27 protein-coding genes are annotated in these 25,577 nt (G+C 64.5%); 10 read left to right on the top strand and 17 right to left on the bottom strand.

Translation table 11 applies throughout. From position 1 onward, the window contains the following. Nucleotides 1-27: 27 nt before the first annotated feature. From ACQZF9_RS14650 to ACQZF9_RS14625, 6 genes are read right to left on the bottom strand one after another with little or no spacing between them, the layout of a single operon-like run. Nucleotides 28-843, bottom strand: a complete 816-nt coding sequence (locus ACQZF9_RS14650) for an MlaA family lipoprotein (protein ID WP_428309703.1) — start codon at nucleotides 841-843, stop codon at nucleotides 28-30. Between the two features lie 37 nt (nucleotides 844-880). Further along, nucleotides 881-1,135 carry an STAS domain-containing protein gene (locus ACQZF9_RS14645; RefSeq protein WP_428309702.1) on the bottom strand — a complete coding sequence of 85 codons (255 nt, stop codon included), beginning with the start codon at nucleotides 1,133-1,135 and terminating at the stop codon, nucleotides 881-883. Next, nucleotides 1,132-1,800: an MlaC/ttg2D family ABC transporter substrate-binding protein gene (locus ACQZF9_RS14640; protein ID WP_428309701.1), complete on the bottom strand. Its 669-nt coding sequence runs from the start codon at nucleotides 1,798-1,800 to the stop codon at nucleotides 1,132-1,134. The genes ACQZF9_RS14645 and ACQZF9_RS14640 overlap by 4 nt, the downstream gene beginning before the upstream one ends. A 5-nt stretch (nucleotides 1,801-1,805) precedes the next feature. After that, entirely contained in the window at nucleotides 1,806-2,345 is a 540-nt protein-coding gene (mlaD, locus tag ACQZF9_RS14635) for an outer membrane lipid asymmetry maintenance protein MlaD (protein WP_428309700.1), read from the bottom strand. Nucleotides 2,346-2,380: 35 nt separating this feature from the next. Continuing rightward, nucleotides 2,381-3,148 carry a lipid asymmetry maintenance ABC transporter permease subunit MlaE gene (gene mlaE, locus ACQZF9_RS14630; RefSeq protein ID WP_428309699.1) on the bottom strand — a complete coding sequence of 256 codons (768 nt, stop codon included), beginning with the start codon at nucleotides 3,146-3,148 and terminating at the stop codon, nucleotides 2,381-2,383. Then, nucleotides 3,145-3,978 carry an ABC transporter ATP-binding protein gene (locus ACQZF9_RS14625; RefSeq protein ID WP_428309698.1) on the bottom strand — a complete coding sequence of 278 codons (834 nt, stop codon included), beginning with the start codon at nucleotides 3,976-3,978 and terminating at the stop codon, nucleotides 3,145-3,147. The genes mlaE and ACQZF9_RS14625 overlap by 4 nt, the downstream gene beginning before the upstream one ends. Before the next feature lie 109 nt (nucleotides 3,979-4,087). On the opposite strand from ACQZF9_RS14625, the gene ACQZF9_RS14620 reads away from it, so the two are divergent. Then, a complete protein-coding gene (locus tag ACQZF9_RS14620; protein ID WP_428309697.1) occupies nucleotides 4,088-4,351 on the top strand; it encodes a hypothetical protein in 264 nt (87 codons plus the stop codon). A 40-nt stretch (nucleotides 4,352-4,391) separates the two neighbouring features. Here ACQZF9_RS14620 and lipB read toward each other — a convergent pair whose 3' ends face one another. The 9 genes from lipB to ACQZF9_RS14575 all read right to left on the bottom strand — a co-directional run bounded on the left by lipB (nucleotide 4,392) and on the right by ACQZF9_RS14575 (nucleotide 13,984). After that, nucleotides 4,392-5,012, bottom strand: a complete 621-nt coding sequence (lipB, locus tag ACQZF9_RS14615; RefSeq protein ID WP_428309696.1) for a lipoyl(octanoyl) transferase LipB — start codon at nucleotides 5,010-5,012, stop codon at nucleotides 4,392-4,394. 22 nt (nucleotides 5,013-5,034) lie between these two features. Next, a complete protein-coding gene (locus tag ACQZF9_RS14610) occupies nucleotides 5,035-6,204 on the bottom strand; it encodes a D-alanyl-D-alanine carboxypeptidase family protein (RefSeq protein WP_428309695.1) in 1,170 nt (389 codons plus the stop codon). A 77-nt stretch (nucleotides 6,205-6,281) separates the two neighbouring features. After that, nucleotides 6,282-7,154 carry a septal ring lytic transglycosylase RlpA family protein gene (locus ACQZF9_RS14605; protein ID WP_428309694.1) on the bottom strand — a complete coding sequence of 291 codons (873 nt, stop codon included), beginning with the start codon at nucleotides 7,152-7,154 and terminating at the stop codon, nucleotides 6,282-6,284. Next, nucleotides 7,151-8,188, bottom strand: a complete 1,038-nt coding sequence (locus tag ACQZF9_RS14600) for a lytic murein transglycosylase (RefSeq protein ID WP_428309693.1) — start codon at nucleotides 8,186-8,188, stop codon at nucleotides 7,151-7,153. Before ACQZF9_RS14600 ends, ACQZF9_RS14605 begins: the two co-directional genes overlap by 4 nt. Nucleotides 8,189-8,205: 17 nt before the next feature. Further along, nucleotides 8,206-9,342 carry a rod shape-determining protein RodA gene (rodA, locus tag ACQZF9_RS14595; RefSeq protein WP_428309692.1) on the bottom strand — a complete coding sequence of 379 codons (1,137 nt, stop codon included), beginning with the start codon at nucleotides 9,340-9,342 and terminating at the stop codon, nucleotides 8,206-8,208. Nucleotides 9,343-9,363: 21 nt separating this feature from the next. Then, nucleotides 9,364-11,355: a penicillin-binding protein 2 gene (mrdA, locus tag ACQZF9_RS14590; protein WP_428309691.1), complete on the bottom strand. Its 1,992-nt coding sequence runs from the start codon at nucleotides 11,353-11,355 to the stop codon at nucleotides 9,364-9,366. Further along, entirely contained in the window at nucleotides 11,355-11,840 is a 486-nt protein-coding gene (mreD, locus tag ACQZF9_RS14585) for a rod shape-determining protein MreD (protein ID WP_428309690.1), read from the bottom strand. Before mreD ends, mrdA begins: the two co-directional genes overlap by 1 nt. A gap of 2 nt (nucleotides 11,841-11,842) precedes the next feature. Continuing rightward, nucleotides 11,843-12,775, bottom strand: a complete 933-nt coding sequence (gene mreC / locus ACQZF9_RS14580; protein ID WP_428309689.1) for a rod shape-determining protein MreC — start codon at nucleotides 12,773-12,775, stop codon at nucleotides 11,843-11,845. 171 nt (nucleotides 12,776-12,946) lie between these two features. After that, on the bottom strand, nucleotides 12,947-13,984 hold the full coding sequence (locus tag ACQZF9_RS14575; RefSeq protein WP_072892895.1) for a rod shape-determining protein: 1,038 nt from the start codon (nucleotides 13,982-13,984) through the stop codon (nucleotides 12,947-12,949). A gap of 170 nt (nucleotides 13,985-14,154) precedes the next feature. Between ACQZF9_RS14575 and gatC the strand changes: the two genes are divergently transcribed. From gatC to gatB, 4 genes are all read left to right on the top strand, one after another. Then, nucleotides 14,155-14,442 carry an Asp-tRNA(Asn)/Glu-tRNA(Gln) amidotransferase subunit GatC gene (gene gatC / locus ACQZF9_RS14570; protein WP_428309688.1) on the top strand — a complete coding sequence of 96 codons (288 nt, stop codon included), beginning with the start codon at nucleotides 14,155-14,157 and terminating at the stop codon, nucleotides 14,440-14,442. A 71-nt stretch (nucleotides 14,443-14,513) separates the two neighbouring features. After that, nucleotides 14,514-15,968 carry an Asp-tRNA(Asn)/Glu-tRNA(Gln) amidotransferase subunit GatA gene (gatA, locus tag ACQZF9_RS14565; RefSeq protein ID WP_428309687.1) on the top strand — a complete coding sequence of 485 codons (1,455 nt, stop codon included), beginning with the start codon at nucleotides 14,514-14,516 and terminating at the stop codon, nucleotides 15,966-15,968. A 128-nt stretch (nucleotides 15,969-16,096) separates the two neighbouring features. Further along, a complete protein-coding gene (locus ACQZF9_RS14560) occupies nucleotides 16,097-16,402 on the top strand; it encodes an energy transducer TonB (RefSeq protein WP_428309686.1) in 306 nt (101 codons plus the stop codon). Continuing rightward, nucleotides 16,389-17,834 (top strand): Asp-tRNA(Asn)/Glu-tRNA(Gln) amidotransferase subunit GatB, encoded by a 1,446-nt coding sequence (gene gatB / locus ACQZF9_RS14555; protein ID WP_428309685.1) that lies wholly within the window; start codon nucleotides 16,389-16,391, stop codon nucleotides 17,832-17,834. Before ACQZF9_RS14560 ends, gatB begins: the two co-directional genes overlap by 14 nt. Before the next feature lie 108 nt (nucleotides 17,835-17,942). On the opposite strand, the gene ACQZF9_RS14550 is transcribed toward gatB, so the two are convergent. After that, nucleotides 17,943-18,968 (bottom strand): methyltransferase, encoded by a 1,026-nt coding sequence (locus ACQZF9_RS14550; protein ID WP_428309684.1) that lies wholly within the window; start codon nucleotides 18,966-18,968, stop codon nucleotides 17,943-17,945. 136 nt (nucleotides 18,969-19,104) lie between these two features. On the opposite strand from ACQZF9_RS14550, the gene ACQZF9_RS14545 reads away from it, so the two are divergent. From ACQZF9_RS14545 to ACQZF9_RS14530, 4 genes are all read left to right on the top strand, one after another. Further along, nucleotides 19,105-20,523 (top strand): cytochrome P450, encoded by a 1,419-nt coding sequence (locus tag ACQZF9_RS14545; protein WP_428309683.1) that lies wholly within the window; start codon nucleotides 19,105-19,107, stop codon nucleotides 20,521-20,523. A 64-nt stretch (nucleotides 20,524-20,587) separates the two neighbouring features. Further along, nucleotides 20,588-20,845 carry an acyl carrier protein gene (locus tag ACQZF9_RS14540; RefSeq protein ID WP_428309682.1) on the top strand — a complete coding sequence of 86 codons (258 nt, stop codon included), beginning with the start codon at nucleotides 20,588-20,590 and terminating at the stop codon, nucleotides 20,843-20,845. Beyond that, nucleotides 20,832-22,073, top strand: coding sequence for a beta-ketoacyl-ACP synthase II (fabF, locus tag ACQZF9_RS14535; protein ID WP_428309681.1), 1,242 nt, complete (start codon nucleotides 20,832-20,834; stop codon nucleotides 22,071-22,073). The genes ACQZF9_RS14540 and fabF overlap by 14 nt, the downstream gene beginning before the upstream one ends. Nucleotides 22,074-22,172: 99 nt before the next feature. Beyond that, complete coding sequence (locus ACQZF9_RS14530; protein WP_428309680.1) at nucleotides 22,173-23,318, top strand: StlD/DarB family beta-ketosynthase; 1,146 nt, start codon at nucleotides 22,173-22,175, stop codon at nucleotides 23,316-23,318. A 61-nt stretch (nucleotides 23,319-23,379) separates the two neighbouring features. Here the strand turns inward: ACQZF9_RS14530 and ACQZF9_RS14525 are convergent, their stop codons facing one another. Next, entirely contained in the window at nucleotides 23,380-24,519 is a 1,140-nt protein-coding gene (locus ACQZF9_RS14525) for a sulfotransferase family protein (RefSeq protein WP_428309679.1), read from the bottom strand. 110 nt (nucleotides 24,520-24,629) lie between these two features. Here ACQZF9_RS14525 and ACQZF9_RS14520 point away from each other — a divergent pair, with 110 nt between their 5' ends. After that, nucleotides 24,630-25,526 carry an Hsp33 family molecular chaperone HslO gene (locus tag ACQZF9_RS14520; protein WP_428309678.1) on the top strand — a complete coding sequence of 299 codons (897 nt, stop codon included), beginning with the start codon at nucleotides 24,630-24,632 and terminating at the stop codon, nucleotides 25,524-25,526. The last annotated feature ends 51 nt before the right edge of the window (nucleotides 25,527-25,577 follow it).

Raw genomic sequence — 25,577 nt, 5'->3', positions numbered from 1 at the left:
CGGCCTTTTTGTCGAGCGGCGCGGCGACTAGTTCGCCGGCACGGCCTCCGCCGGCTGCTTTTTCTTCTTCTTCTTTTTCTTCTTGCCGTCGTCGGCGGGCTTGGCATCGACCGGCGCGGCGCTGTCGTCGGCGTTTTCGTCGAAGCCCAGGTCTTCTTCCGGCGGGTTGCCGTCGTAGACCAGGTTCTGGCGACGATCCAGGTAGGCGGTGCGGATGAACACGTACTGGTCGAGCTGCTCGTTGAGCGCGTGGTCGGAGCCGAGCAGGCGCGAGCGCGAGTCGACAAGGTCGACGCCATTGATGGCGATGGTCGCCGGCCAGGTGTTCAGGGAATCGACATAGGTCGGAATCTGCGTCCAGTGGTCGCCGACCCTGCCGATCAGATCGCGGTTGTCCGACGGCCCGAGCAGCGGAATCATCAGGTACCAGCCTTCACCGACGCCCCAGCGTCCGAAAGTCTGGCCGAGGTCTTCGTCGTTGCGCTTCAGTCCCTGGCCGGTGGCGACATCGACGAAGCCGGCCAGGCCGATGGTCGAATTCAGCACGAAGCGCAAAGTGTCCTGGCCGCCCTGCACGAACTTGGCCTGCAGCAGGTCGTTGACGATCGTCGTCGGGTAGAACAGGTTGTCGAAGAAATTGCTGATGCCCAGGCGCGCGACGTCCGGCACCACGTCGACATAGGCCTTGGCGACGGGCCGCAGCACGTAGCGGTCGGCCTTCAGGTTGAAGTTGAAGATCGGCCGGTTGATTTTTTCCAGCGGGTCGGCCGGGTCGTAGCTGGGGGAGTGCGCGCAGGCTCCCAGGCTGAGCACCAAGCCTGCACAAAGCAGCAATCTCCCCATCACGATCCCCTTGTCTGACACTAATGCGCGGCGTTTTTCAGGCCAGCGCGACCACTTTATCCAGCTCGAAAAAATGCAGCAGGTTTTTGACCTGCTGATTCGCGTTGACGATATTCAACGAGCCACCGCGCGCCTTGGCCCGGCGGCTGCTCTCGATCAGATAGGCGGCACCGGCGCTGTCGATGCGCGTGCAGCGCGCCAGGTCCAGAGTGCCGTCGGCGGCGACGCGATCCATCTCAGGCAGATGAGCCTTCAGCGTCGCGAACGTCAGCGGGCCATCGACGGCGCTCATTGCTGCGCGCTTTCGGCCTTGACCGGCGTGACCACCTGCTGGCCGTTCTCGAGCTTGGTGATCACCGCGTCCAGGCTCGACGACTTCACCTGCGCCGCGACCTGGCTGCGGAAGTTGGTCACCAGCGAAATGTTCTCGACCTTGATGTCGTAGACCTTCCAGGCCGCGTCCGGCCCATCCTTCAGGCGCATGTCGAAGCTCAGCGGGATCGGCGGGCCGTCCTTGCGGACCAGGCTGGAGTTGACCGTCGCCTTCTTCGCGTCGGCCGCCATCTGCGCCGGCTTGATCTCGGCCTTGACGCTGTCGTGGTACTGCAGCAGCGCGTCGGCGTAGGAGCGGATCAGCATGTTCTTGAACGCCACTTCGAAGCGCTTGCGCTGGTCGGGCGTCGCGGTCTGCCAGTTGCGCGCCAGGATCAGCTGGGCGATGTACTGGGTGTCGAAATACTCCTGGATGCGCGTGTCGACCATCCCGTAGAACGCCGCCTTGTCCGACTGGTACTTGGCAAAATTCTTGCCGATGTCGGACTGCAGATCGTTGGACGCGGTGCGCACGACCTCGTCCGGCGCGGTGACCGCGAGTGAGGTCGGGGCGGCCAGCACGGCGCCGAGGGACAGGGCAGCGGCGGCCAGGGCAGCGGCGCCGCGCGACAGGAAACGTTTCATGATGTTCATTTGACTCCAGGTGCGGTCGAATCCTTGGTTTTCAAGGAGTCGGCCAATTTTCCGATTGCGTCGGCGAGCGCGGTGTCCTTCGGGCCGGCCTGGCTGGCGAGGAACTGGCCGATCAGGTTCTCCAGCACCAGCGCGCTCTGCGTCAGCGTGACCACGCTGCCGTCCTTGAGCACGTCGTCGGAACCGCCCGGCTCGACGCCGATGTACTGCTCGCCGAGCAGGCCCGCGGTCAGGATCTTGACGTTGGAGTCCTCGGGGATCTTGTTGTAGCTCTGCGACAGGTCGATACCGACATCGGCCTGGAACGTCTGCTGGTTGATCTTGATCTCGCGAACCCGGCCGATCTTGACACCGGCCATCGTCACCGCGGCACCGGCCTTGAGGCCGCCGATGTTGTCGAACGAGGCGGTGATGCGATACGTCGGGCCCTTGCCGACGTTGTCGATGCTCGCCGCCTTGAACGTCAGCACGAACACCGCCGCAACGCCCAGGCAGACGAAGAAGCCCACCAGAATTTCCAAAGCTCTCGATTGCATGGGATTACCTATAGCCTAACGATGAGGTCAGGCGATTAATTGAACATGAATGCGGTAAGAATGAAGTCCAGCGCCAGAATCGCCAGCGAGGACACCACCACGGTCGAGGTCGTCGCGCGCGACACGCCTTCGGCGTTCGGCGCTGCGGTATAGCCCTGGTAGACCGCGATCCAGCTGACCGCAAAGCCGAACACGCTGGCCTTGATCAGGCTGTCGCGGATGTCGCCGAACTCCACCGAGCCACGGATCGCCGACCAGTAGCTGCCGGCGTCGACCTTGAGCAGTTCCACACCGACCGCATGGCCGCCGGCGACACCGATCGCCATCACCGCGAAGATCATCGTCAGCAGCGGCATCGAGATCAGGCCGGCAAGGAAGCGCGGCGCGATCACGCGCTCGATCGGATCGACCGCCATCATTTCCATCGCCGACAGCTGGTCGGTGGCCTTCATCAGGCCGAGTTCGGCGGCCAGGGACGAGCCCGCCCGGCCGGCGAACAGCAGCGCCGTCACCACCGGCCCGAGTTCGCGGATGATGGTCAGCGCGACGAAAACGCCCAGCGACTCCGAGGCGCCGAAGCGCACCAGCGTGCGATAGCCCTGCAGCGCCAGCACCATGCCGATGAACACGCCGGAAATGACGATGATGATCATCGACAGCTGGCCCAGCATGTAGATCTGGCGCGCGATCAGGCCCGGCCGCAGCAGCGCCGCCGGCATCACGCGAATGATCTGCAGCAGGAAGAACACCGAGCGGCCGAGTCCGGCGAAGAACTCGGTCAGAACCTTGATCGCGCCGCTCATTTGCGCGCTCCCAGCAGGTCGTCGGCATAGGCCGGCGCCTTGTAATGGAACGCGATCGGGCCATCCGGCTCGCCGTTGAGGAACTGACGTACGAACGGCGAATCGCTGGCGCGGATTTCGTCCGCCGTGCCCTGGCCGAGCACCTTGCCACCGGAAATCACGTACGCGTAATCCGCAATCGACAGCACTTCCTTGATGTCGTGCGAGACGATGATCGAGGTCAGTCCCAGCGATTCGTTGAGCGTGCGGATCAGCTTGATCAGCACGGCCATGCTGATCGGGTCCTGCCCGGTGAAAGGCTCGTCGTACATGACCATGTCGGGGTCGAGCACGATGGCCCGCGCCAGCGCCACGCGGCGCGCCATGCCACCCGAGAGTTCCTCGGGGTAAAGATCACGCGCGCCGCGCAGACCAACCGCCTGCAGCTTCATCAGCACGATGTCGCGGATCAGCGATTGCGGAATCTCCGCGTGCTCGCGCAGCGGATAGGCGACGTTCTCGAACACCGTCAGATCGGTCAGCAGCGCGCCGTTCTGGAACAGCATGCCCATGCGCTTGCGCAGCTCATAGAGCGGCTTGCGGCCGAGCTTGTGCACGTCGGTGCCGTCGAATTCCACGGTGCCGGCGCTGGGCCGCCACTGGCCGCCGATCAGTCGCAACAGCGTCGTCTTGCCGGTGCCGGAAGGGCCGAGGATCGCAGTGACCTTGCCGCGCGCGATATCGATGTCGATACCGTTGTAGATGGCGCGCTGGCCTTGCCGGAAGTGCAGTCCGCGGCAACGCACGAGCACGTCCGCGGGGACATCCTTATGAGTCGTAGTCGGGTTCATGCTGAAGACAATACGTCCGTGGGCGGCCAATGGTTGCGCGATGCGCAGGCGGGCCTGGCCGGCGTATTGTATGGGGAATTATTCAGGTCCGTCGGGAGCCTGCACCGCCATGCGTGTTGCCAGAAGTCACAAAAGCCCTGCTGTCATCGCCTGTGCCGCGCTGTTGTCGATGATGGCGGCCTGCTCGTCGTCGCCGAAGAAATCGCAGGGCGATGCGCCGCTCGCCGTCGCCGACAGCAAGCCCTGCAAGACCACGCGCAACGTGCAGTCACCGGGCCCGCAGCCGCCCTCGAATCCGCCGCGCTGCGCCAACAGCGTCGACGCCGGCAAGCTGCCGGCGACCGCGATCGGTACGATCATGATTTCGCACTAGCCGGCGTTACATCGCGAAAAGCTGGGTTTCAAGCCGCTACTCAATCAGCCGGCTTCGCCAGCTCGTTCAGCAACTCGCATTCGAGGTCGGCGCGCACCTGCGGCAAGGCCGGGCCCCCGAGATCGCGTACCTGGGTCACCTGCAGCCCCTGATAGCCGCAGGGATTGATGCGGCCGAAAGGTTCCAGATCCATGTCGGTGTTCAGCGCCAGGCCGTGATAGCTGCAGCCGCGGCTGACGCGCAGGCCGAGCGACGCGATCTTGTGACGCACGCCGTCGATGTCGACGTAGACGCCGCGCGCATCCGGATCGGCGTAGGCGCTGATGCCGTAGCGCGCCAGGGTCGCGATCAGCGCGTTCTCGATGCGGCCGACCAGGGTACGGATGCCGTAGCCGGCGCGATGCAGGTTCATCAGCACGTAGACCACGATCTGGCCCGGCGCGTGATAGGTCACCTGGCCGCCGCGATTGCTGGCGATCACCGGAATGTCGCCGGGCATCAGCAGGTGCTCGGCCTTGCCGGCCTGGCCCTGGGTGAACACGCGCGGATGCTGCAGAAACCACAGTTCGTCCGGCGTGTCGTCGGTGCGGCTTTCGGTGAATGCCCGCATCTGCGCGAGCGTCGCCTCGTAGTCCGACAGTCCTTCCAGGACCCGGATCACCGGGCCCGTTGAAAGAAGATCGTTACTGCCCACCGGCCCACCACAGCCGCACGGTGTCCACCGCGCGGGTGAAAAGGCCGCCTTCGGCGACCGCGGTCAGCGCGACCAGCGGCTCGTTGCGGATCAGCTTGCCGTCGAGCGTGATCGCGATGGTGCCGACGACCTGGCCCGGCGCGATCGGCGCGATCGCCTGCTGGGTGATCTTCGGCTCCATCTTGACCCGGTCCTTGGCGCCGCGCGGCAGGCTCAACGACACCGGCTGCAAGGTGCCGACCTGGACCGTGTCCTGCTCGCCCTTGTACGCCGGTATCGTCGCCACCGGTGCGGACGGGCCCAGCAGCGGCACCATTTCGTAGAAACGGAAGCCATAGTTCAGCAGCTCCAGGCTGGCCTGTTCGCGATACGCCCAGGTCTTGGAGCCCATGACCGCCGAGATCAGGCGGCGGCCGTTGCGCTGCGACGACGACAGCAGGCAGTAGCCGGCCGAGCTGGTGTGGCCGGTCTTGATGCCGTCGACGCTCGGGTCCTTGATCAGCAGGCCGTTACGGTTTTCCTGCGGACGCGCGATCTTGTACTTGAAGGATTTCTCCGAATAGATCTTGTAGTCCTGCGGAAAGTCGCGGATCAGCGCGCGGCCGAGCATCGCCAGGTCGCGCGCGGTGGTGTAGTGCTCCGGATCGGGCAGGCCGCTGGCGTCGACGAAGTGGGTGTTCTTCAGCCCGAGCTTGGCCGCGTACTGGTTCATCAGCTCGGCGAACGCGGACTCGCTGCCGGCGATGTGTTCGGCCAGCGCGATGCTGGCGTCGTTGCCCGAGGCGATGATGATGCCGCGCAGCAGGTCGATGATCTTCACGCGGCTGCCGACGTCGAGAAACATGCGCGACTCGCTGGAGTCGATGCCCTGTTTCCAGGCTTTTTCCGACACCAGCGCCTCGTCGTCGTAGTGCAGGCGGCCGCGCTTGATTTCATCGAAGGCGACGTAGGTGGTCATCACCTTGGTGATGCTCGCCGGCTCGATGCGCGCGTCCGGATCCTTCGATGCCAGCAGCTCGCCGCTGGCGAAATCGATCAGCGCGTAGCTCTTGGCGTCGATCGAAGGCGGCTCGGGAATCTTGTCGAGCTGGGCCTGCGCCTGCAGCGAGGTCAGCAGCAGGGCGGCGGCGGAAAAAGTGTGCTTCAAAAAGGTCTTCATTGACTTGTTTCGTGTTCCAGTGAGGCGCTGAGGCGACAGCCGCGGCGCGCGAAGTTTAGCTCAGTGATTTACGCTGATCAGCGGCTGACCGCTTCGGCCGCCAGGCCGGCGCTGAGCAGGCGGTTGCGTGTCGCGATCAGCGAGTTCTGCTCGGAAAACGGGCCGACCAGCACGCGATGGATGGGGTCGCCGTTGAACGTGCCGCTGCGGATTTCGACGGCGCTGATGCCGAGCTTGTTGATCTCGCTCTTCAGCGATACCGCGTTGATCGGATCGGAATACGCGGCGACCTGCAGATAGTTCGGCTGCGACGGAACCGGCGCCGGCAACTCGAGTTTCGGTGGCGGCGGTGGCAGCTCCTCGCCTGGCGTCAGCGCCTCCAGCTCGACCATCGCCGGGCCGCCGAGCAAACCCAGCTTGGCAGCCGCTGCGTAGGACAGATCGATGATGCGCGAGGAGTGGAAAGGCCCACGATCGTTGATGCGCACGACGATGCTCTGGCCATTGGTGATGTTGGTGACGCGCGCATACGTCGGCAGCGGCAGGGTCTTGTGCGCGGCGGTGAGCTTGAACATGTCGAAGGGCTCGCCGCTGGAGGTCTTGCGGCCCTGGAACTTGCGGCCATACCACGAGGCCAGGCCGGTTTCGCGAAAACCGCGCGCGGAATCCAGCGTCTTGTAGGTTTCGCCCAAGGCTTCGTAAGTCGGCGGATTGCCGTAGCGGCTCTTGGGTTCGGCCTTGGGCACCGGCTCGGGAATGTTCATCAGATCCGACGGAATTTCCGACGCTTTCGGTGGCCCGTCAGCGCCCGGCGTGACCACCACGCGCACCGGCGTGCGATGCGTCGTCGACGAGCGCGTCGGCGGCCCGGCCGAGCAGGCGGCGAGCAGCGTGATCAGCAGCAGCGCGACGACGAGGTCGCGCGATCTTTGCCGGGCGGAGCGCGTCATTGCAGGTCCGGGTCGAGGCGTGCCGCCTCGGCGGCCATCGCCGAGGCGAGCCGGCTCACGGTCATCGCGTAGTAGATGCGCGGGTTGTAGCTCATCACCGAGTAGAAATTCGGCAGGCCGATCCAGTATTCCTTGTCCTGTTGCGCCGGCAGCGTACCGCTGTCGAGCTGCAGTTCGATCAGGCCGACCGCGAGGTTCGCCGGCAGCCGCGCGCCCGGCTCGACGCCGGCCGCGCGCAGCTGCGCGACGGTGTAGCTGGCGCGCTTCTGGTTCGGCTCGACGCTGCCGGCCAGAGCGGCGCGCAGCTTCGCCGGCACGATCAGCGGCTCGCCGCGATGCCAGGCCAGATCGGGCTTGTAGGCGGTGAAGTAATGCGCGATCGAGCCGATCGCATCGGCCGCGCTCCACAGGTCGCGCTTGCCGTCGCCGTCGAAATCCACCGCCAGCCGGCGGTAGTTGCTCGGCATGAACTGCGCCCAGCCCATCGCGCCGGCGTAGGAGCCCTTGAGCTGCGTCGGCGCGAAGCCGAAGTCGCGGCAGAACACGAAATACTGCTCGAGTTCCTCGAAGAAGAACCGGGTCCGCGTCGGATGATCGAAGCCCTGCGTGGCCAGCGCATCGAGCACGCGCGCGCCGCCGGTGATGCGGCCGAAGTTGGTTTCAAGCCCGAGCACGCCGGCGATCACCGGGCCGGGCACGCCGTACTCGGTTTCGGCGCGATCCAGCAGCGCGCGGTTGTCGTGGATGAATTGCGCGCCGCGCTTGATGCGCAGCGCGTCGACGCGCTTGGCCGAATACATCGTCCAGGTTTCGGTACGTTCCGGCGCCTTCTGCTCGGCCTCGATCAGGCTCGGAATCGTATTGGCCTCCACCAGCGCCGCGCGCACGGCGTCGATATCGCTGGCCGAGAAACCATGCTCGCTTTTCAGCGCCGCATACAGCGCCGCTGCCTGCGGATGCTGGGAATAGTCGGACCGCGCCGGGCCTGCCAGCGCCATAAGTCCAAGCAGCAGCAGGCCCTTGCCGGTTGTCATCCCTGAGGTCGGCCGCATCAGCTCGCCAGTAGTTTTCTATGGGTTTGGATGGACATCAGCATACCGAAGCCGGCCAGCAGGCTCACCATCGAGGTGCCGCCGTAGCTCACCAGCGGCAAGGGCACGCCCACCACCGGCAGCAGGCCGATGACCATGCCCATGTTGATGAAGACGTAGATGAAAAACGTCATGCCCAGCGCGCCGGCCAGCAGCCGCTGAAACGTGTCCTGTGCTCGCACCGCGATGTACAGGCAGCGGCCGACGATCGCCAGATACAGGCCGAGCAGGAACAGCACGCCCATCAGGCCGAGTTCCTCGGAATACACCGCGAAAATGAAATCGGTGTGCGACTCGGGCAGGAAGTCGAGCTTGGCCTGGGTGCCGTTGAGCCAGCCCTTGCCGAACACGCCGCCGGAGCCGATCGCGATCTTGCTCTGGGTGATGTGATAGCCGGTGCCCAGCGGATCGCTCTCGGGGTCCATGAAGGTCAGCACGCGCTGGCGCTGGTAGTCGTGCAGGCGCGTCCACAGCACCGGCAGCGCGGCACCGACCGCGGCCAGCGCGCCGAGGATCCAGCGATAGCCCAGGCCGCCGAAATACAGCGCGAAGCCGCCGGCCGCAACGATCAGCAGGCTGGTGCCCAGATCCGGCTGGATCGCGATCAGCACGGTCGGCACGCCGATGATCGCCAGCGTGATCGCGATGGTCGAGATGCTCGGCGGCAGTGGCCGGCCGTGCAGGAAGCTGGCCACGCACAGCGGCATCGCCAGCTTCATGAACTCGGCCGGCTGGAATCGCACCACGCCGAAGTCCAGCCAGCGCTGCGCGCCCTTGGCGTGATCGCCGAGTATTAACACCATGACCAGCAGCAGGGTCGCCATCGAGTAGAACCAGGGCGCGATCGCGCGGTACATCTCGGGCGTCGCCTGCGCGGCCACCGCCATGACGGCCAGGCCCAGCAACAGGCGCTCGGCCTGGTTCATCACCGTCGGCATCGAGTGCCCGGAGGCCGAATAGAGCACGATCAGGCCGATCGCGCTGACGCCGGCCAGCAGCAGCAGCAGCCACAGGTCCAGATGCAGGCGGCCGAAGACGTCGGACAGGCCCTGCTGCGGCGGCCGCGACGAGGTCAGCGGCTGAAATAGGGGATTCATAGCGGCGAATTCATGGCGGTCTCACTCGTCCTCGGTGACCGGCGGATCGGCGGCGACGGCGGCCGGATCGGCCGGCAGCGGCTGCTGCGGCAGCGCGACGGCCGGCACCGGTGCGGCCGGCACGCTCGCCGGCAGCGGCGGCGAACCCGGCGCGCGGTAGCGGATCTCGCCGAGAAGGTACTGGTCCATGATCTGCCGCGCCACCGGCGCGGCCACCGAGGCGCCGTGGCCGCCGTGTTCGGCGATCAGGCCGACCGCGATCTGCGGGTTGTCGGCCGGCGCGAACGCGACGAACAGCGCGTGGTCGCGCAGATGCATCGGCAGCGACTCCTGCGTCGGCGCGACCTTCTCGTCCTGCTTCAGGCCGGCGACCTGGGCCGAGCCGGTCTTGCCGGCGACGGTGTAGGGCGCGTCCTTGAAGGTGGCGAAAGCGGTGCCGCCCTGGACCTGGGTCACCTGTTGCATCGCCTGGACCACGGTTTCCCAGTCGGCCTTGTGGCGGTTTTCGATCACCGGCAGCGGCTCCAGCGCGACCGCGTCGGTGACCAGCGAGATCGGATCCTGGGTGGCGCGCACCAGGTGCGGTTTGAAGCCGTCGCCGCGCAGTGCCATGCGCGCGGTGATCTGCGCCAGCTGTATCGGTGTCACCGTCAGGTAACCTTGGCCGATACCGACGTTGAGCGTCTCGCCCGGATACCAGCTCTCCTTGCGCACGCGCCGCTTCCACTCGCGTGACGGCAGCAGGCCGCCTTTTTCCAACGGCAGGTCGACATCGGTGACGCGGCCCAGGCCAAACTGGTCGAGGAAGCCCTGCATGCGGTCGATGCCGAGGTTGATCGCGATGTTGTAGAAGTAGATGTCGCAGGAGCGGGCGACGCCGGCGGCCATGTCCAGCGAGCCGTGGCCGTGGCGCTTCCAGCAGCGGTACTTGCGCGAGCTGCCCGGCAAGGACATCTGGCCGTTGCAGACTTCACGGTGGTTGGCGTCGATGACGTCGTATTCCAGCCCGGCCAGCGCCATGAACGGCTTGATCGTCGAGCCCGGCGGGTAGGTGCCCTGCAGCGCGCGGTTGTACAGCGGCCGGTTCGGGTCTTCCAGCAGCGCCTTGTAGGTCTTGCCGTCGATGCCTTCACCAAACAGGTGCGGGTTGAAACCGGGCTTGGACACCAGCGCGATGATCTCGCCGTTCTGCGGATTGATCGCGACCACCGCGCCGTTGTAGTCGCCCAGCGCCTGCTCGGCGACCATCTGCACTTTCGCGTCCAGCGTCAGGATCAGGTTGCGGCCGGGCTTGCCCTGCTGATAGTCGAGTTCGCGCAGCGGCCGGCCATAGGCATTGGCCTCGATCACCTTGGCGCCGGGCTCGCCGCGCAGCAGGTCCTCGTGCGACTTCTCAACGCCGACCTTGCCGATCTGCGACAGGCCGCGGAACGCCGGCTCCGGCGCCTTGCGCAGCTCGTCCTCGGTGATGCCGCCGACGTAGCCGACGACGTGCGCGGCGGTGTCGCCGAGCGGGTAGCTGCGGGTCAGGCCGGCGGTGACGTCGACGCCGTCGAAGTCGTAGCGGTTGATCTCGAACTTGGCGACCTCTTCCAGGCTCAGGTTGGTGCGCAGCGGCACTGAGCGGTAACGCGGCGTCTTGCGCACGCGATCCTTGAAGCGGGCGATGTCGACGTCGTCGAGCCGGATCAGCTTGGCCAGGCGCTGCAAGGTGTCGTCGAGCTGCTTGACTTCCTCCGGCACCAGTTCGAGCACGAAGGCCGGCGTGTTCTGCGCCAGCACCGCGCCGTTGCGGTCGTAGATCAGCCCGCGCACCGGCGCCACCGCCGACAGACGCATCCGGTTTTCGTCGGCGCGCGTCGAGTAATAGCTCTGCTGCAGCACCTGCAGGTCGAACAGCCGGAAACCCAGCAGCGCCGCCATCAGCAGCGCCGCACAGCCCGCGACGATGGTGCGCGCCGCGAAGGTCTCCTTCTCGCGGTGAAGGTCCTTGAGCTTGTCGTGCCGGATCATTATTCCTGGCTGCGCTGGCGGCGCCGGAGATAGCTATCCAGCACCACGAAGATCAGCGGCCAGAACAGTGTCGACGAGGCCACCGGCAGCCAGCGCAGCCAGGCGTCGGCCTGGTGCTTGGCGACACCGTCGATCCAGAACATCAGAAAGGCGTAGATCACCCATACCGGCACCAGCGCCACGGTCGACTGCCACAGCGGGAACAGGATGAACAGGCCGCGCAGCTTGATCACGATGTAGGTGCTGAGCACGCAGCCCAGCGCATGCTGGCCGAGGATGGAGTCGAACAGCACGTCGAGCATGATGCCGAACAGGAACGAGGCCAGCAGCGTCGGCAGGCGCGGGTCCTGCAGCGCCCAGAACGCCAGCACCAGCGGAATCCACAGCGGCCGCACCGCGGCGACGCTGTCCGGCAGCACGATCATCTGCAGGAACAGGGCAACCAGCAGGCTCAGCCAGAAAGCCAGGTGCGGCACGCGCCTCATCGTCAGGGCTTGACCGGTTTGGCCGGCTTGTCGGCGCCGGCGGACGGCGCCGCCGAGATCGGCCGGGGAGGCAAGGCCTTTTTCGGCTGGTCGTCCTCGGCCGGCGCCGCGCCCGGCACGCTGACGATGGTTTCGCTGTCGGCGCTGTGATCCTCGCTCCAGACCAGCAGCGCCTGGCGGCCCTGGTTGAGCTTGGCGGTCGGGTAGGCCAGCGCCTCGGCGAAGTGCTCACCCGGGTTGTGCTTGATGTCGAACACCTGCGCCACCGGGTAGCCTGCCGGGAAGCGCCCGCCCAGCGCCGAGGACACCAGCAGGTCGCCCTTCTGGATGTCGGCATTGCCGGGCAGGAACGGCAGCCTCAGCGCCTGGCCGTCGCCGACGCCGAGCGCGATGGTCTGCAGGCCGGTGCGGTTGATCTCCACCGGGATGCCGTGATCCGGGTCGGTGATCAGCAGCGCCACCGAGGTGGTCGGGTTGACCTGGATGATCTGGCCCATGACGCCGCTGGCGTCGACCAGGGCCTGGCCGCGATAGACCTGGTCGCGAGCGCCCTTGTTGAGGGTGATCTGATGGCGATACGGGTCCTGGTTGGCGGCGATGATCTCGGTGATCAGCACGTTTTCCTGCAAGTTCTTTGCAGAAGCCAGCAGTTCGCGAATTCTGCGATTTTCCGCTTCGAGCGCCTCGAACTTCTGCAGCTTGGCTTCGAGCTGGAACTGGCGGTCGCGCAGCAGCTTGTTTTCGGCGGCGAGCTGGTCGCGGCTGTCGAGGTAGCTGCTGGCGTCGCTCAAATGCCGCGGCAGCGACGCGACCCACAGCACCGGTGACAGGGTCAGTGCCAGCGTGGAGCGCAGCGGCGCCAGTTTGGGTGTCGAGAAGTCGAAGTAAATCAGGCTGCCGCAGATCGCCAGCAGCGCAAAAGCGCGCAGCCCCAAGCCAGGGCCGCGGGGGAAAAGAGGGTCGCGGTGGTCGACGCTCAGGGTGTTCAAAGCTCGCGCCTTCCAAAAACTATTTACAACGTTATATCACGGGCGACGCGGCTAGGGCATCACCGTCCGGCGGTCTATCGCGACGAGTCCCAACGCCTGCGCCAAGGCAGGCGAGGATCAGTCGAGGCTGTAGAAATCACCCTGGCGATCGAGCATGTCCAGCACCATGCCGCCGCCGCGGGCGACGCAGGTCAGCGGATCGTCGGCGATGATCACCGGCAGGCCGGTTTCCTCGCTGATCAGCTTGTCCAGGTCGCGCAGCAGCGCGCCGCCGCCGGTGAGCACGATGCCGCGCTCGGCGACGTCGGAGCCCAGCTCCGGCGGGGTGCGCTCCAGCGCCTGCTTGACGGCCTTGACGATGCCCGCCAGCGGTTCCTGAAGTGCGTCCAGGATCTCGTTGGAATTCATCGTGAAATTGCGCGGCACGCCGGCCGCCAGATGGCGCCCGACGACGTCGATTTCGGTGACTTCGTGGCCCGGGAAGGCGGTGCCGATTTCCTGCTTGATGCGCTCGGCCGTGGCCTCGCCGATCAGCATGTTGTACTGGCGGCGCACGTAGCTGACGATGGCTTCGTCGAACTTGTCGCCGCCGATGCGCACCGATTCGGCATAGACGATGCCGTTGAGCGAGATCACCGCGACTTCCGAGGTGCCGCCGCCGATGTCGACGACCATCGAACCCTTGGCGTCGCCGATCGGGATGCCGGCGCCCAGGGCGGCGGCGATCGGCTCCTCGATCACGTAGACCTTGCGCGCCCCGGCGTTCTCGACCGATTCGCGGATCGCGCGGCGCTCCACCTGGGTCGAGCCGTAGGGCACGCAGACGACGACCCGGGTCATCGGCCGCATCATCCGGCCTTTCTGCACCTTGCGGATGAAGTGCTGCAGCATCTTCTCGGTGACGGTGTAGTCGGCGATGACACCGTCGCGCAGCGGACGGATCGTGGAGATATTGGTCGGCGTTCGGCCGAGCATCTTCTTGGCGTCGATACCGACCGCCTCGATTTTCTTGGCGCCACGCGAGTCGAGACGGATCGCGACCACGGAAGGCTCGTTCAGGACGATGCCTTCGTCGCGGACGTAGACCAGGGTGTTGGCAGTGCCAAGGTCAATGGAGAGATCGTTGACGAAAAGGCGGCGGACGGCGTCGAACATCGGCAGGAGTTGGCTGGCGTAGGCAGTGAAACGGGGATTTTATGGGCTAGTACCAGCATCGAGGCGGGTACGAGGACGCATCAGATTCGGTGTCGTTTTCGATTGATCGAGTGTCGATCAAGTAAGATTGCGACGATCGCCACTATAAACGATTTCTCTCGCAGACCAACATGAGCCTCAGCCCGGATCAAATACGCCAAGTGGCCCATCTCGCACGGCTGGAACTCAAGCCCGAGATGACCGACGCCTACGCGCGCCAGCTGTCCAACATCATGGAAATGGTCGGGCAGTTGTCCCGCGCCGATACCGCCAAGGTGCTGCCGATGGCGCACCCGCTGGACATGCACCAGCGCCTGCGCGTCGACGAGGTGACCGCGCCGAACCAGCGCGAAGCCTTCCAGGCGATCGCGCCGGCGACCGAGAACGGGCTCTACCTGGTCCCCAAAGTTCTCGAGTAAGCCGTTTTGCCGGCCGGCGCCCCAGCCGGCTGGTCAGGGCGGCATTCCCAACCCGTTTTTTCGGATTCTTCATGCACAAGCTGAGCATCAAACAGTTGTCCGAGGGGCTGCGCGGCAAGCAGTTCTCGTCGCGCGAGCTGACCGAGTTCTATCTCGGCCGCATTGCCCGCTACGAGCCCTCGCTGAATAGCCTGATTACCACCACGGCCGAGCGGGCGCTGGCCCAGGCCGACGCCGCGGACGCGCTGCTGGCGGCCGGCCAGGGCGGCGCGCTGACCGGCGTGCCGCTGATCCAGAAGGACATCTTCTGCACCAGCGGCGTGCGCACCTCCTGCGCGTCGAAGATGCTGGACAAGTTCATCGCGCCCTACGACGCGACCATCGTCGAAAAGCTCGATGCCGCCGGCATGGTCATGCTCGGCAAGGCCAACATGGACGAGTTCGCGATGGGCTCGTCCAACGAAACCAGCTGGTATGGCGCGGTCAAGAACCCCTGGGACCTGGAGCGCGTGCCCGGCGGCTCCTCCGGCGGCTCCGTGGCCGCGGTTGCCGCCGGTTTGGCGCCGGTGGCCACCGCAACCGATACCGGTGGCTCGATCCGCCAGCCCGCCGCGTTGACCAACCTGACCGGCATCAAGCCAACCTATGGCCGCGTGTCGCGCTACGGCATGATCGCGTTCGCCTCGTCGCTGGACCAGGCCGGCGTCGTCGCGCGCTCGGCCGAGGACGCCGCCGTGGTGCTGCAGCAGATGTCGGGCTTCGACCCGCGCGACTCGACCAGCGTCGATCGCCCGGTCGAGGACTACGTCGCCGCGCTGGGTAACTCGATCAAGGGCCTGCGCATCGGCCTGCCCAAGGAATATTTTGCCGAGGGCCTGGCACCGTCGTCGCGGGAGCGTATCGAGCAGGCGATCGAGGTTTTCAAGAAGCTCGGCGCGACCTTCAGCGAAGTGTCGCTGCCGAACTCGCCGCTGTCGGTGCCGACCTATTACGTGGTCGCGCCGGCCGAGGCCAGCTCCAACCTGTCGCGCTTCGATGGTGTGCGCTACGGCCATCGCTCCGAGACCGCGCGGACGCTGGAAGAGGTCTACAAGCGCAGCCGCGGCGAAGGCTTCGGCGCCGAAGTGCAGCGCCGCATCATGATCGGCACCTACGTGCTGAGCCACGGCTATTACGACGCCTACTACCTGCAGGCGCAGAAAGTGCGCCGGCTGATATACGACGATTTCAAGCGCGCCTTCGAGTCCGTGGACCTGCTGCTGGGACCGACCGCGACTGATGTCGCGTTCAAGCTCGGCAGCAATGTCGACGATCCGGTCGCGATGTACTTGAACGACATCTACACGATCGCGGCGAATCTGGCCGGCATTCCGGCGATGTCGCTGAGCTGCGGCTTCGTCGACGGCCTGCCGGTCGGCATGCAGCTGATGGGCAATTTCTTCGACGAATCGCGCATGCTCAACGCAGCGCACCAGTATCAGCAGGCAACGGATTTTCATCTGCAGCTGCCAAAGGGTTTTGAGTGAGGCTTGGCGCTGCGGCCGCTACTGCTCTGATGCTTTGCTCGACGGTATCGGGCTGCGCTTTAGCGCCTGAGGCTAATGGACCGAAGCCCGAGGTGACGCCGCCCGGGAAGGCGAGGGTGATTTCGCGCGTGGCGCCGCAATATCCGAAACAGCTGGCGATGAAGGGTGTTCAAGGCTGCGTCGTCGTTACTTTCCAGATACGAGCGGATGGGCGTGGCGACCTCTATCGAATTATCGATTCGCAGCCGGCCGGAGTGTTCGATGCGGTAGCGTTGCAGGCACTGGCGCAGTGGAAGTTCGATCCTATGCAGCCGGCTGGTCGGTATGCCGAGAGCATTAATTTCGAGGTCGAAGGTGTGAAGCCACAAGCATTTAAAGCCTGTGTCGAAACTCCGAAATACGAAGAACTAAATGAACGTCATGAACAACAGTGAATGGGAAGCCGTCATCGGCCTGGAAGTGCATTGCCAGCTGCTGACGAAGTCGAAAATTTTCTCGGGCGCGGCGACGGCGTACGGTGCGGAAGCCAATACGCAGGCCGATCCGATCACGCTGGGTTTTCCGGGCGTGCTGCCGGTGCTCAATGGCGACGCGCTGAAGATGGCGATCAAGTTCGGTCTGGCGATCGACGCCAAGATCACCAAGCGCAGCGTGTTCAACCGCAAGCACTACTTCTATCCGGATTTGCCCAAGGGCTATCAGATCACGCAGTTCGAGCTGCCGATCGTCGACGGCGGCAAGCTCGATATCGAACTCGCTGACGGCACCACCAAGACCATCGGCATCACCCGCGCGCATATGGAAGAAGATGCGGGCAAGTCGCTGCATGAGGACTTCATCGGCCAGACCGGCATCGATCTGAATCGTGCCGGCACGCCGCTGATCGAAATCGTTTCCGAGCCGGAAATCCGCTCGGCTGCAGAGGCGGTCGCCTATCTGAAGAAGCTTCACCAGCTGGTTGTCTATCTGGGTGTCAGCGACGGCAACATGCAGGAAGGCAGCTTCCGCTGCGACGCCAATGTGTCGGTGCGCAAGCGCGGCACCGAAAAATTCGGCACGCGCACCGAGACCAAGAACGTCAACTCGTTCCGCTACGTCGAGAAGGCGATCGAATACGAGATCGAGCGCCAGATCGGCGTGATCGAATCCGGCGGCGTGATCGTGCAGGAAACGCGGCTGTTCAATCCGGACACTGGCGAAACGCGCTCGATGCGCAGCAAGGAGAACGCGAACGACTACCGCTATTTTCCCGATCCCGACCTGCTGCCGGTGGTGGTCACCGAGGAAGACATCGAGGCCATCCGCGCCACGATGCCGGAGTTGCCGGAAGCCAAGCGCAATCGTTTCATGCAGCAGTACGCGCTGCCGAAATACGACGCCAGCGTGCTCACGGCCGAAGCCTCGCTCGCCCACTATTACGAGACCGTGGTGAAGACGTCCGGCGGCGACCCGAAGATCTGCGCCAACTGGGTGATCGGCGATCTGCTCGGCCTGCTCAACAAGCAGAATCTGGAGATCGAGGCTTCGCCGGTTTCGGCGCCCGCGCTGGCGGGTTTGATCGCACGCATCGCCGACAAGACCATCTCCGGCAAGATCGCCAAGGAAGTGTTCGAGGCTATGTTCGCGGGCGAGGGCGATGCCGACACGATCATCAAGGCCAAGGGCCTGGTGCAAATCACCGACGAGTCGGCGATTGCGGCCGCGATCGACGACATCATCGCCAGGAACCCGGGCCAGCTCGCCGAATACCGCGCCGGCAAGGACAAGCTGTTTGGCTTCTTCGTCGGCCAAGCGATGAAGGCGACGCAGGGCAAGGCCAACCCGGAGGCGCTGAACCGGCTGCTGAAGGAAAAGTTGGCGGGCTGAGACGTGTTTCGCGGGGTCCCGAGAAACACGGTCGATCGACCATCTCCTGCAAGGCGTCAGGATTGCCTGACGTCTTGTTCGGGGCAAGCCCTCAGTGAAAACTGAGGGTTATACGTAGGCCTGGATCAGCGAGGCCGGCGTACGCAGCCCCAGCGGTTTGACTTCGACACGGCCAAAGCCGGCTTCCGCCAGCAGTTCGCGCATCTGCCCGGCTTCGTAGGATTTGCCGCCGACGTTGAAGAAGTTCAGCGATACCAACGCGAAAATCTTGTCGCGCTGGCCGCTGATGCCGACGAACTGGTCGACGCACAACAGCGAGCCGCCGGGCTTGAGCGCCGATTTGCAGCGTTTGAACAGATCCAGGTTCTGCGCCACGTCGAACAGATGCACCATGTTGACCAGCAGGATCGCGTCCCAGCCGGTGCCGAAATCATCCGACAGGCAGTTGCCCACTTGCAGGTCCAGGCCTTCGGGGTTGCCTTCGACCTCCATGATCTCCTTGGCCGTCGCGACCGGACCGGCGAGGTCCAGAACCGTGGCCTTCAAGTTCGGAAATTTCCGCACGAAAGTACGCGAATATTCGCCGTGGGCGCCGCCGATATCGAGCAGCCGCGTGGCGCTGGCGGGGATGTCGACGCGCTTCATCAGGTCCGGAATGATCAGCCGCGCGGCCTCGCGCATCGCGCGCGTGTAGGTCTCCTGCTGCGGCGTCGGATGCGAGACGTCCATGGCGTGGAAATCCATCGCGGGCCGGCCGGATTTCAGGTTTTCGCCTAGGCCTTCCAGCCGGTGGTAAGTGTACATCTGCAGGCGCAGCATATAGTGAAGGCTGTGCTTGGGATCGAGAAACCATTTCTTGACCCAGCGGCCGTTGGTATACCGGCCGTTTTTCTTCTTCAGATAGCCGACGCCGACCAGCGCGTCGAGCAGCACCTTTGCGCCTTCTTCGGAGAAGTCATGGGCCGCAGCGAGTTCCGACACCGTCAGACCGGCTTCATGTTTGCCCAGGGTCACGAACACGCCGGCGCGGTTGGCTTCCATCAATGCTCGGGCCTTGACAACCTGGGCCTGGGCGTCGAGCAGCGGCACGGGAACGACATTGAGTTTCTTCAGGATGTCGATGACGAAGTCCACTGAATATTCCTTTTTGGTAGAGCGTTATGACGAGAGCTGAGTCCCTTACGCAAGAACTGGCCCAAAAAGGGGCGCCATGGCGTAACTCTTGCGATCAGGCCTGCATCGTTTTGGTACGGCACGCACCATCGTGACTATGAATTCAGCGATTGCTAAGCAGAAAATGCCGCCCGGCCCTACGGGCCACCCCTTACTGGGCAACATCCTGGACTTTGGCCGCGATCTGAATGGGTTTTTGAGTGGCTGTGCGCGCAAATACGGTCCAGTGACGCGCCTTAGAATGGTGCACCGTCGCGCCTATCTGCTCAGCGACGCCAAGCTCAACGAGTATTTGCTGCTCGGTAATTACAAAAACTTCATCAAGCACCAGTTATTTTTTCGCCGTACGCGCGCGGTATTCGGCCTGGGCCTTTTGTCCGCCGATGGCGACTTCTGGCGCAAGCAAAGACGCCTGGCTGCCCCCGGCTTCGCCAGGGACCGCATCGCCGGCTACGGCCGCATCATGTCCGCGTACGCGCGCGACCTGGTCGCTGAATGGAAGGACGGCGAAACCCGCGACATGTATACCGACATGCGTTCGGTGGCCGCCAAGATCGTCGCCCGCAGCCTGTTCGACGAAAGCGTCGAAGGCGATGTGCAGCTGGTCGAGGAGGCGATGACCGATCTGCTGGAAGCGGTCACGGTGCGCATGCTCAATCCCTTCGTCGCGCCGGACTGGCTGCCGACGCCGAGCGTGCTGCGCTATCGGCGCGCGGTCAAACGTATCGACGATCTGATTCATCGATTCATCGCCGAACACCGTCGCAATCTGGATCAGCGCACGACCTTGCTCGGCATGCTGATGCAGGCGCGCGACGAGCAGGGCGAGCCGATGAGTGAGCAGCAGCTGCGTGACGAGTCCGTCACCCTGTTCATCGCCGGCCACGACACCACCGCCACCGCGCTGTCCTGGACCCTCTATCTGCTGACCCAGCACCCCGAATGGCAGCAGCAGCTGCAGGCGGTGGTCGACGAAAAGCTGCAGGGGCGCGCGCCGCAGGTGTCGGACATGGCCGCGCTGGCGCCAATAGAATGGACGTTCAAGGAGAGCCTGAGGCTGTACCCCTCGGTTTCGCTGGTCGCCCGGCAGTCGCTCGAGGACTGCGAAATCGGCGGTTATCATATTCCTGGCGGCTCGCTGCTGTATGTATCGCCGGCTGCGATGCACAGCGATCCGCAGTATTTTGAGCAGCCTGAGCGGTTCATGCCGGAACGTTGGGGCGGCGATCTGGAAGCACGTTTGCCGCGCTGTGTTTATATGCCGTTTAGCGGGGGGCCGCGTACCTGTATCGGTGATCGCTTCGCGATGATGGAGGGTGTCCTGCTCCTGGCAAATTTCTTGCAATTTTTTGCATTTGAATATGCCGGAAAGTCACACCCGCAGCCTTTCGCCTCCATCACCCTGATTCCTAAAGGGGGCGTTCCTGTCAAACTGACGCGCAGGGATGTCGGTCACCCAGTTTCAGGCTCGCCGATCATGGAGGCAGCTCCAATGGTGGCTGTATCGACGAGTTGATCGCTTGTTTTGGGGGCTGGTGTGGCGAAAAAGCATTTAAATCTAATACCGGGAGCTTTAGATCATGTTTGATGAAGTTGAAGAACAGTTGCGCCAGATCCTTTCCGACAACATGAAAATCGACAAGAACCTGGTCCAGAAAGGGTCCAAGCTCGAGGACTGGGGCGGTGACTCGCTGCAGTTCCTCGAAACCGTGTTCGAAATCGAAACCCACTTCGGCATCTCCTTCCCGGACATGCAGAACGAGAAGATTTCCGACTTCGATGGCCTGGTGCGCATCGTCAAGACCGCGATCGAGGCTGCCAAAAATGGAACGGCGTAGAGTTGTCGTCACTGGGCTGGGTATCGTCTCCCCGCTCGGAGTAGGTAAGGCGAACTTCTGGGACGGCGTCGTCAACGGCCGTTCCGGCGTCAGCGACATCAACCTGTTCGACGCGACGCCGTTTCGCACGCGCATCGGCGGCCAGTGCAAGACCTTCGACCCGACCACGCTCGCCTATCCGGACGCGGCCCGTCTGGACCGCGTCTGCCAGATGGCGCTCGCGGCCTCGGCCGAAGCGGTAGCCGACAGCGGCATCGCCGACGCGGGCGAGTCCGACGAGGACATGACCGGCGTCATCATGGGCACCGGCATCGGCGGCATCACCACGATCGACCAGCAGCAGAAATCGCTGCATACCAAGGGACCGCGCTTCGTCAGCCCGCTGACCGTGCCGCTGTCGATGTTCAATGCCGCGGCCGGTCATATCTGCATCCAGCATCGCTTCCGCGGCCCGAGTTCGACGATCTCGACCGCCTGCTCGTCCGGCTCCAATGCGATCGGCGAAGCCATGCGCCTGATCCAGCATGGCTACGCGACGACGATGCTCGCCGGCGGCACCGAGGCGCCGCTGTCGTACGGCATCTTCAGCGGCTGGAACGCATTGCGCGTGATGTCGACGCGCAACGACGCGCCGGACACCGCGGTGCGTCCGTTCGCGCGTGATCGCGACGGTCTGGTGCTGGCCGAAGGCGCCGCCGTGGTCGTGCTCGAGGAATACGAGCACGCCAAGGCGCGCGGCGCGCATATCTACTGCGAGCTGGTCGGCTACGGCTACAACAACGATGGTTTCCACTCGACGCGTCCGAGCGTCGACGGCCAGGCCAAGGCGATCAAGAAGGCGCTGGACGACGCCCGTCTGAACACCGACGACGTCGACTACATCAACGCCCACGGCACTGCCACCTCGGCCAATGACGCCACCGAAACCCAGGCGGTCAAGCAGGTCATGGGAGACCTCGCCTACAAGGTGCCGATGAGTTCGATCAAGTCGATGCTCGGCCACTCGATGGGCGCGTCCGGCGCGCTGGAATTCGTCGCGTCCTGCCTGACCTTGCGCGACAAGGTGGTGCCGCCGACGATCAACTATCACGACAAGGATCCGGCCTGCGATCTGGACTACGTGCCGAACGAGGCGCGCGACACCAAGGTGTCGGCGCTGCTGTCGAACACCTTCGGTTTCGGCGGCTGCAACGCGATTCTGGCGCTGCGTACCTTAGACGGGCACTGATCGCGGACCCGCCAGCTGCCTTATCGTCCGAGATAACGGCGCAGTCCATTCCAGGAAAAGCGGCGGCCTTCAATGGCCGCCGCCGGAGAGTTTTTGCTGATGAAAACCGTATACATCACCGAAGTCGGCGCGCACCTGCCCGGCGAGCCGGTGACCAATGAGCAGGTGGAAGCGGTATTGGGCAAGATCGACAACCAGCCCAACCGTGTCAAGTTGTTCGTATTGCAGAACAACGGTATCAAGCAGCGCTACTACGCGCTCAACCCGACCACGGGAGAGCGCACCCATACCAATGCCTCACTGACGGCCGAAGCAGTGCGCGATCTGTGCGCGCGCCTCGACATGCCGGTGACGGCGGTGCAAGGCCTGGCCTGCGGCTCGGCTTCGCCCGATCAGCTGCTGCCCTCGCACTCGAACATGGTCGCGGGCGAGCTGGCGATGGCGCCGGCCGAAATCATGTCCACCGCCGGCGTCTGCGCCTCGGGTATGACGTCGATGAAATACGCGTGGATGTGCATGGCGCTGGGCCTGCGCGACAACTTCGTCGCCACCGGCTCCGAGCGCGCCTCGGCGTTCATGATGAAGCACGTGTTCACCGGCATGACGCAGGATCTGAAGCCGGGCCAGGTTGCGCCGATGGTCAGCTTCGAAAAGGAATTCCTGCGCTGGATGCTGTCCGACGGCGCCGGCGCGGTGATGATGGAAAGCGAGCCGCGGCCGGACCGCCTGAACCTGCGCATCGATGCGCTCGACGTGATGTGCTGGTCCGGCGAGACGCCGACCTGCATGTACAACGGCCTGAACAAGAACAAGGATGGCAGCTGGTCCTACTGGACCGACGAGCCCGACATGATGGACGTGGTCCGCAAGGGCTATCTGATGCTGCAGCAGGACGTGCGCGCGCTGGAAGCGCACATGGTTCGCGTCGGGGTGGAAGGCCTGAAGATCGCGCGCGACAAGTTCGGCGTGAACTTCGACGAGATCGACTGGTTCCTGCCGCATCTGTCTTCGATGTATTTCAAGGGCCGCCTCGACGAAGGCATGCGCGCCGCCGGCATCAACGTGCCGGACGAAAAGTGGTTCACCAACCTCAGCTACAAGGGCAATGTCGGCTCGGCGTCGATCTACATCATCCTTGAAGAACTGCTGCACTCGGGCAAGCTGAAGAAGGGCCAGAAGATCTTCTGTGCGGTTCCGGAGAGCGGCCGCTTCACGGTCGCCGGCATGGCGCTGACGGTGGTCTGAGTTTCTCGCCGCAAAAAAAAGGCCGCGAATCTTGGTGATTCGCGGCCTTTTTCGTTGGCGATTACAGGTAGTGATACTTCCGCAGGCTGTCGGCCGCGATCGCTTCCACTTCCTCGAATCCGCTGTAGCGATTGGTGTGCGTCACCTTGCCGACCTGCGCCAGGCGTTCATTGAGCAGCGGGTTGTCGGCGCCCGGCATCGGCAATTCGCAAAACTCCATCAGCTCGTTGATGCGCTGCGCCGGTGCCTCGCACAGGTCCTCGTAGCGGATCTCGTGGAAGTTGCGTAGCTGCCCGCGTACGCCGTCGATATAGCGCACCGCGCTGTCCCAGATATGCGCCGTGGTGCGCAGGTCGCGCGGACCGTATTCGTTCATCCAGCCTTCCAGGCCCGGTACGCGTGGATAGGGCACGAAGTGCGAGCCCGGCTTGAATACCGGGTGATCCACCGCGATGTCCTGCGCCACCTGCAACTCGTAGAGCTTGATCAGCGAGTTGGCGACCATGCGGCCGTCGCGCACCAGGTGGATGAACTTGGCGTCCGGAAAAATATCCTGAAGCAGCAGCGGCTCGGTCAGCAGCGCCGGGCACTTGGTCAGAAAGCGGTCGCGGCCTTCTTCGTGGAAGCAGTACAGCACGTGGCGGATCGTGTCCTGCACGTATTGGATCTGCTGCGGCGTGAAGTCGCTCGCGCGGCGCTGCGGCCAGGTCAGCGCATGCGGGTCCAGCTGCAGCGCGGTGCCCCAGAAGCGCATCGCCTCGGCCGGTGCGCCGCCGTGGACCATGATGCTGTCCTGCAGATAGCGCTCGCCCTTGACGTCCAGGCCCAGCGCCGCGCGCAACTTGTGCGCGGCGTAGAACAGCTCCGGGTCCTGCACCAGGTCCATGCCGTAGTTGATGTAACCGATCTTGTCGTGCCGGCACATCAGGTCCTGCAGCAGGGTCGAGCCGCAGCGCGGCGTGCCCAGGATGAAGATCGGCGCCTTGATCGGCGCCTTGCGGTCGATCTTCGACGGCAGGAAAGTCTTGCTCAGAAACCGGGCGGAAGCGCTGATGTGCCTCGGCGGATCCATCGCCACGTTGTGCTGCTTTTCCCACATGCGCGACAGCAGCAGCTTGGCGAGCCAGCTGCTGTACTGCGTCTCGATGTGCTGTCGGGTCGCCAGGCGACCGCTGCTGGATGGTGCGGGAGTGTCGTTCATACCCATGGATACGCCTGAGATGGGCTCTTGATTGAGCGCCTGTCGCAGCAAGCTTAAGGCCAACCGCTGCCTATCGGACCGCCGTTGGTCCCACTGGGGTAAAATTCGTCATGGACTCATCCAATCAGTTGCTGCCTTTCACCTTCGACAATCAGGTCGCGCACGGCGCGATCGTGCAGATCCGCCTGGGCGTGTCGGATTTCCTGTCGCACCGGCCCTACTCGTCGGACCTGACGCGCCTGTTGGGCGAGGCGATCGCGGCGATGCCGCTGATGGCCACGCACCTGAGCTTCGAAGGCCGCATCAATCTGCAGTTCCAGGCCAATCCGGGCGAGGGCGCCGGCATGAAGCTGCTGGTCGCGCAGATCGACCATCACCTCAACGTGCGCGCCATGGCCAAGGCGCCGGCCGAGCTGTCCGGCAGCTTCACCGAGCTGCTGTCCGGCGGCCTGCTGGCGTTGACGCTGGAGCCGAGCAACGACGCGGTGCCGTCCAGCCAGGCGGTGGTGCAGGTGCGCGGCGCCTCGCTGGCCGAGGCGCTGGAGGGCTACTTCGAGCAATCCGAGCAGCTGCCGACGCTGATCCGCCTGGCGGTGCGCGGCGGCGACCTCGCGGCGTTCATGCTGCAGCGCCTGCCGCTGCAGAGCGCGCGCGGCGGGCTGGAGGACTGGGAGCATCTGCACACCCTGGCCGCGACCCTGCAACACGACGAGCTGCTCGACACCGAGCCGCAGACGGTGCTGTATCGGCTGTTCCACCAGGAGCAGATCCGCACGTTCGCGCCGCGGCCCATCCAGGTCGCCTGTCGCTGCAGCCGCGCCGGCATCTCGCGCATGCTGCTGTCGCTGGGCCGCGAGGAAGTCGACAGCATTCTGGAAGAGCAGCAGAAGGTGTCGGTGACCTGCGAATTCTGCGGCCGCGAGCACGTGTTCACGCCGCACGAGGCGCGCGAGCTGTTCCGCGTCGCCGAGATCGCGGAGCCCCAGGGCGAAGAGCCGCGGCACTGAGTCGCGGCAGCACCCCGACGTTTACCCGGCTGCCCCTTCGCCCGTAGCCCG

The sequence above is a fragment of the Hydrocarboniphaga sp. genome (assembly GCF_965279055.1).
In the GTDB taxonomy this organism is placed as follows: Bacteria; Pseudomonadota; Gammaproteobacteria; order Nevskiales; family Nevskiaceae; genus Hydrocarboniphaga.
Note: the sequence above shows the minus strand (reverse complement) of the source record. Positions and strands in the feature narration are given on the sequence as shown.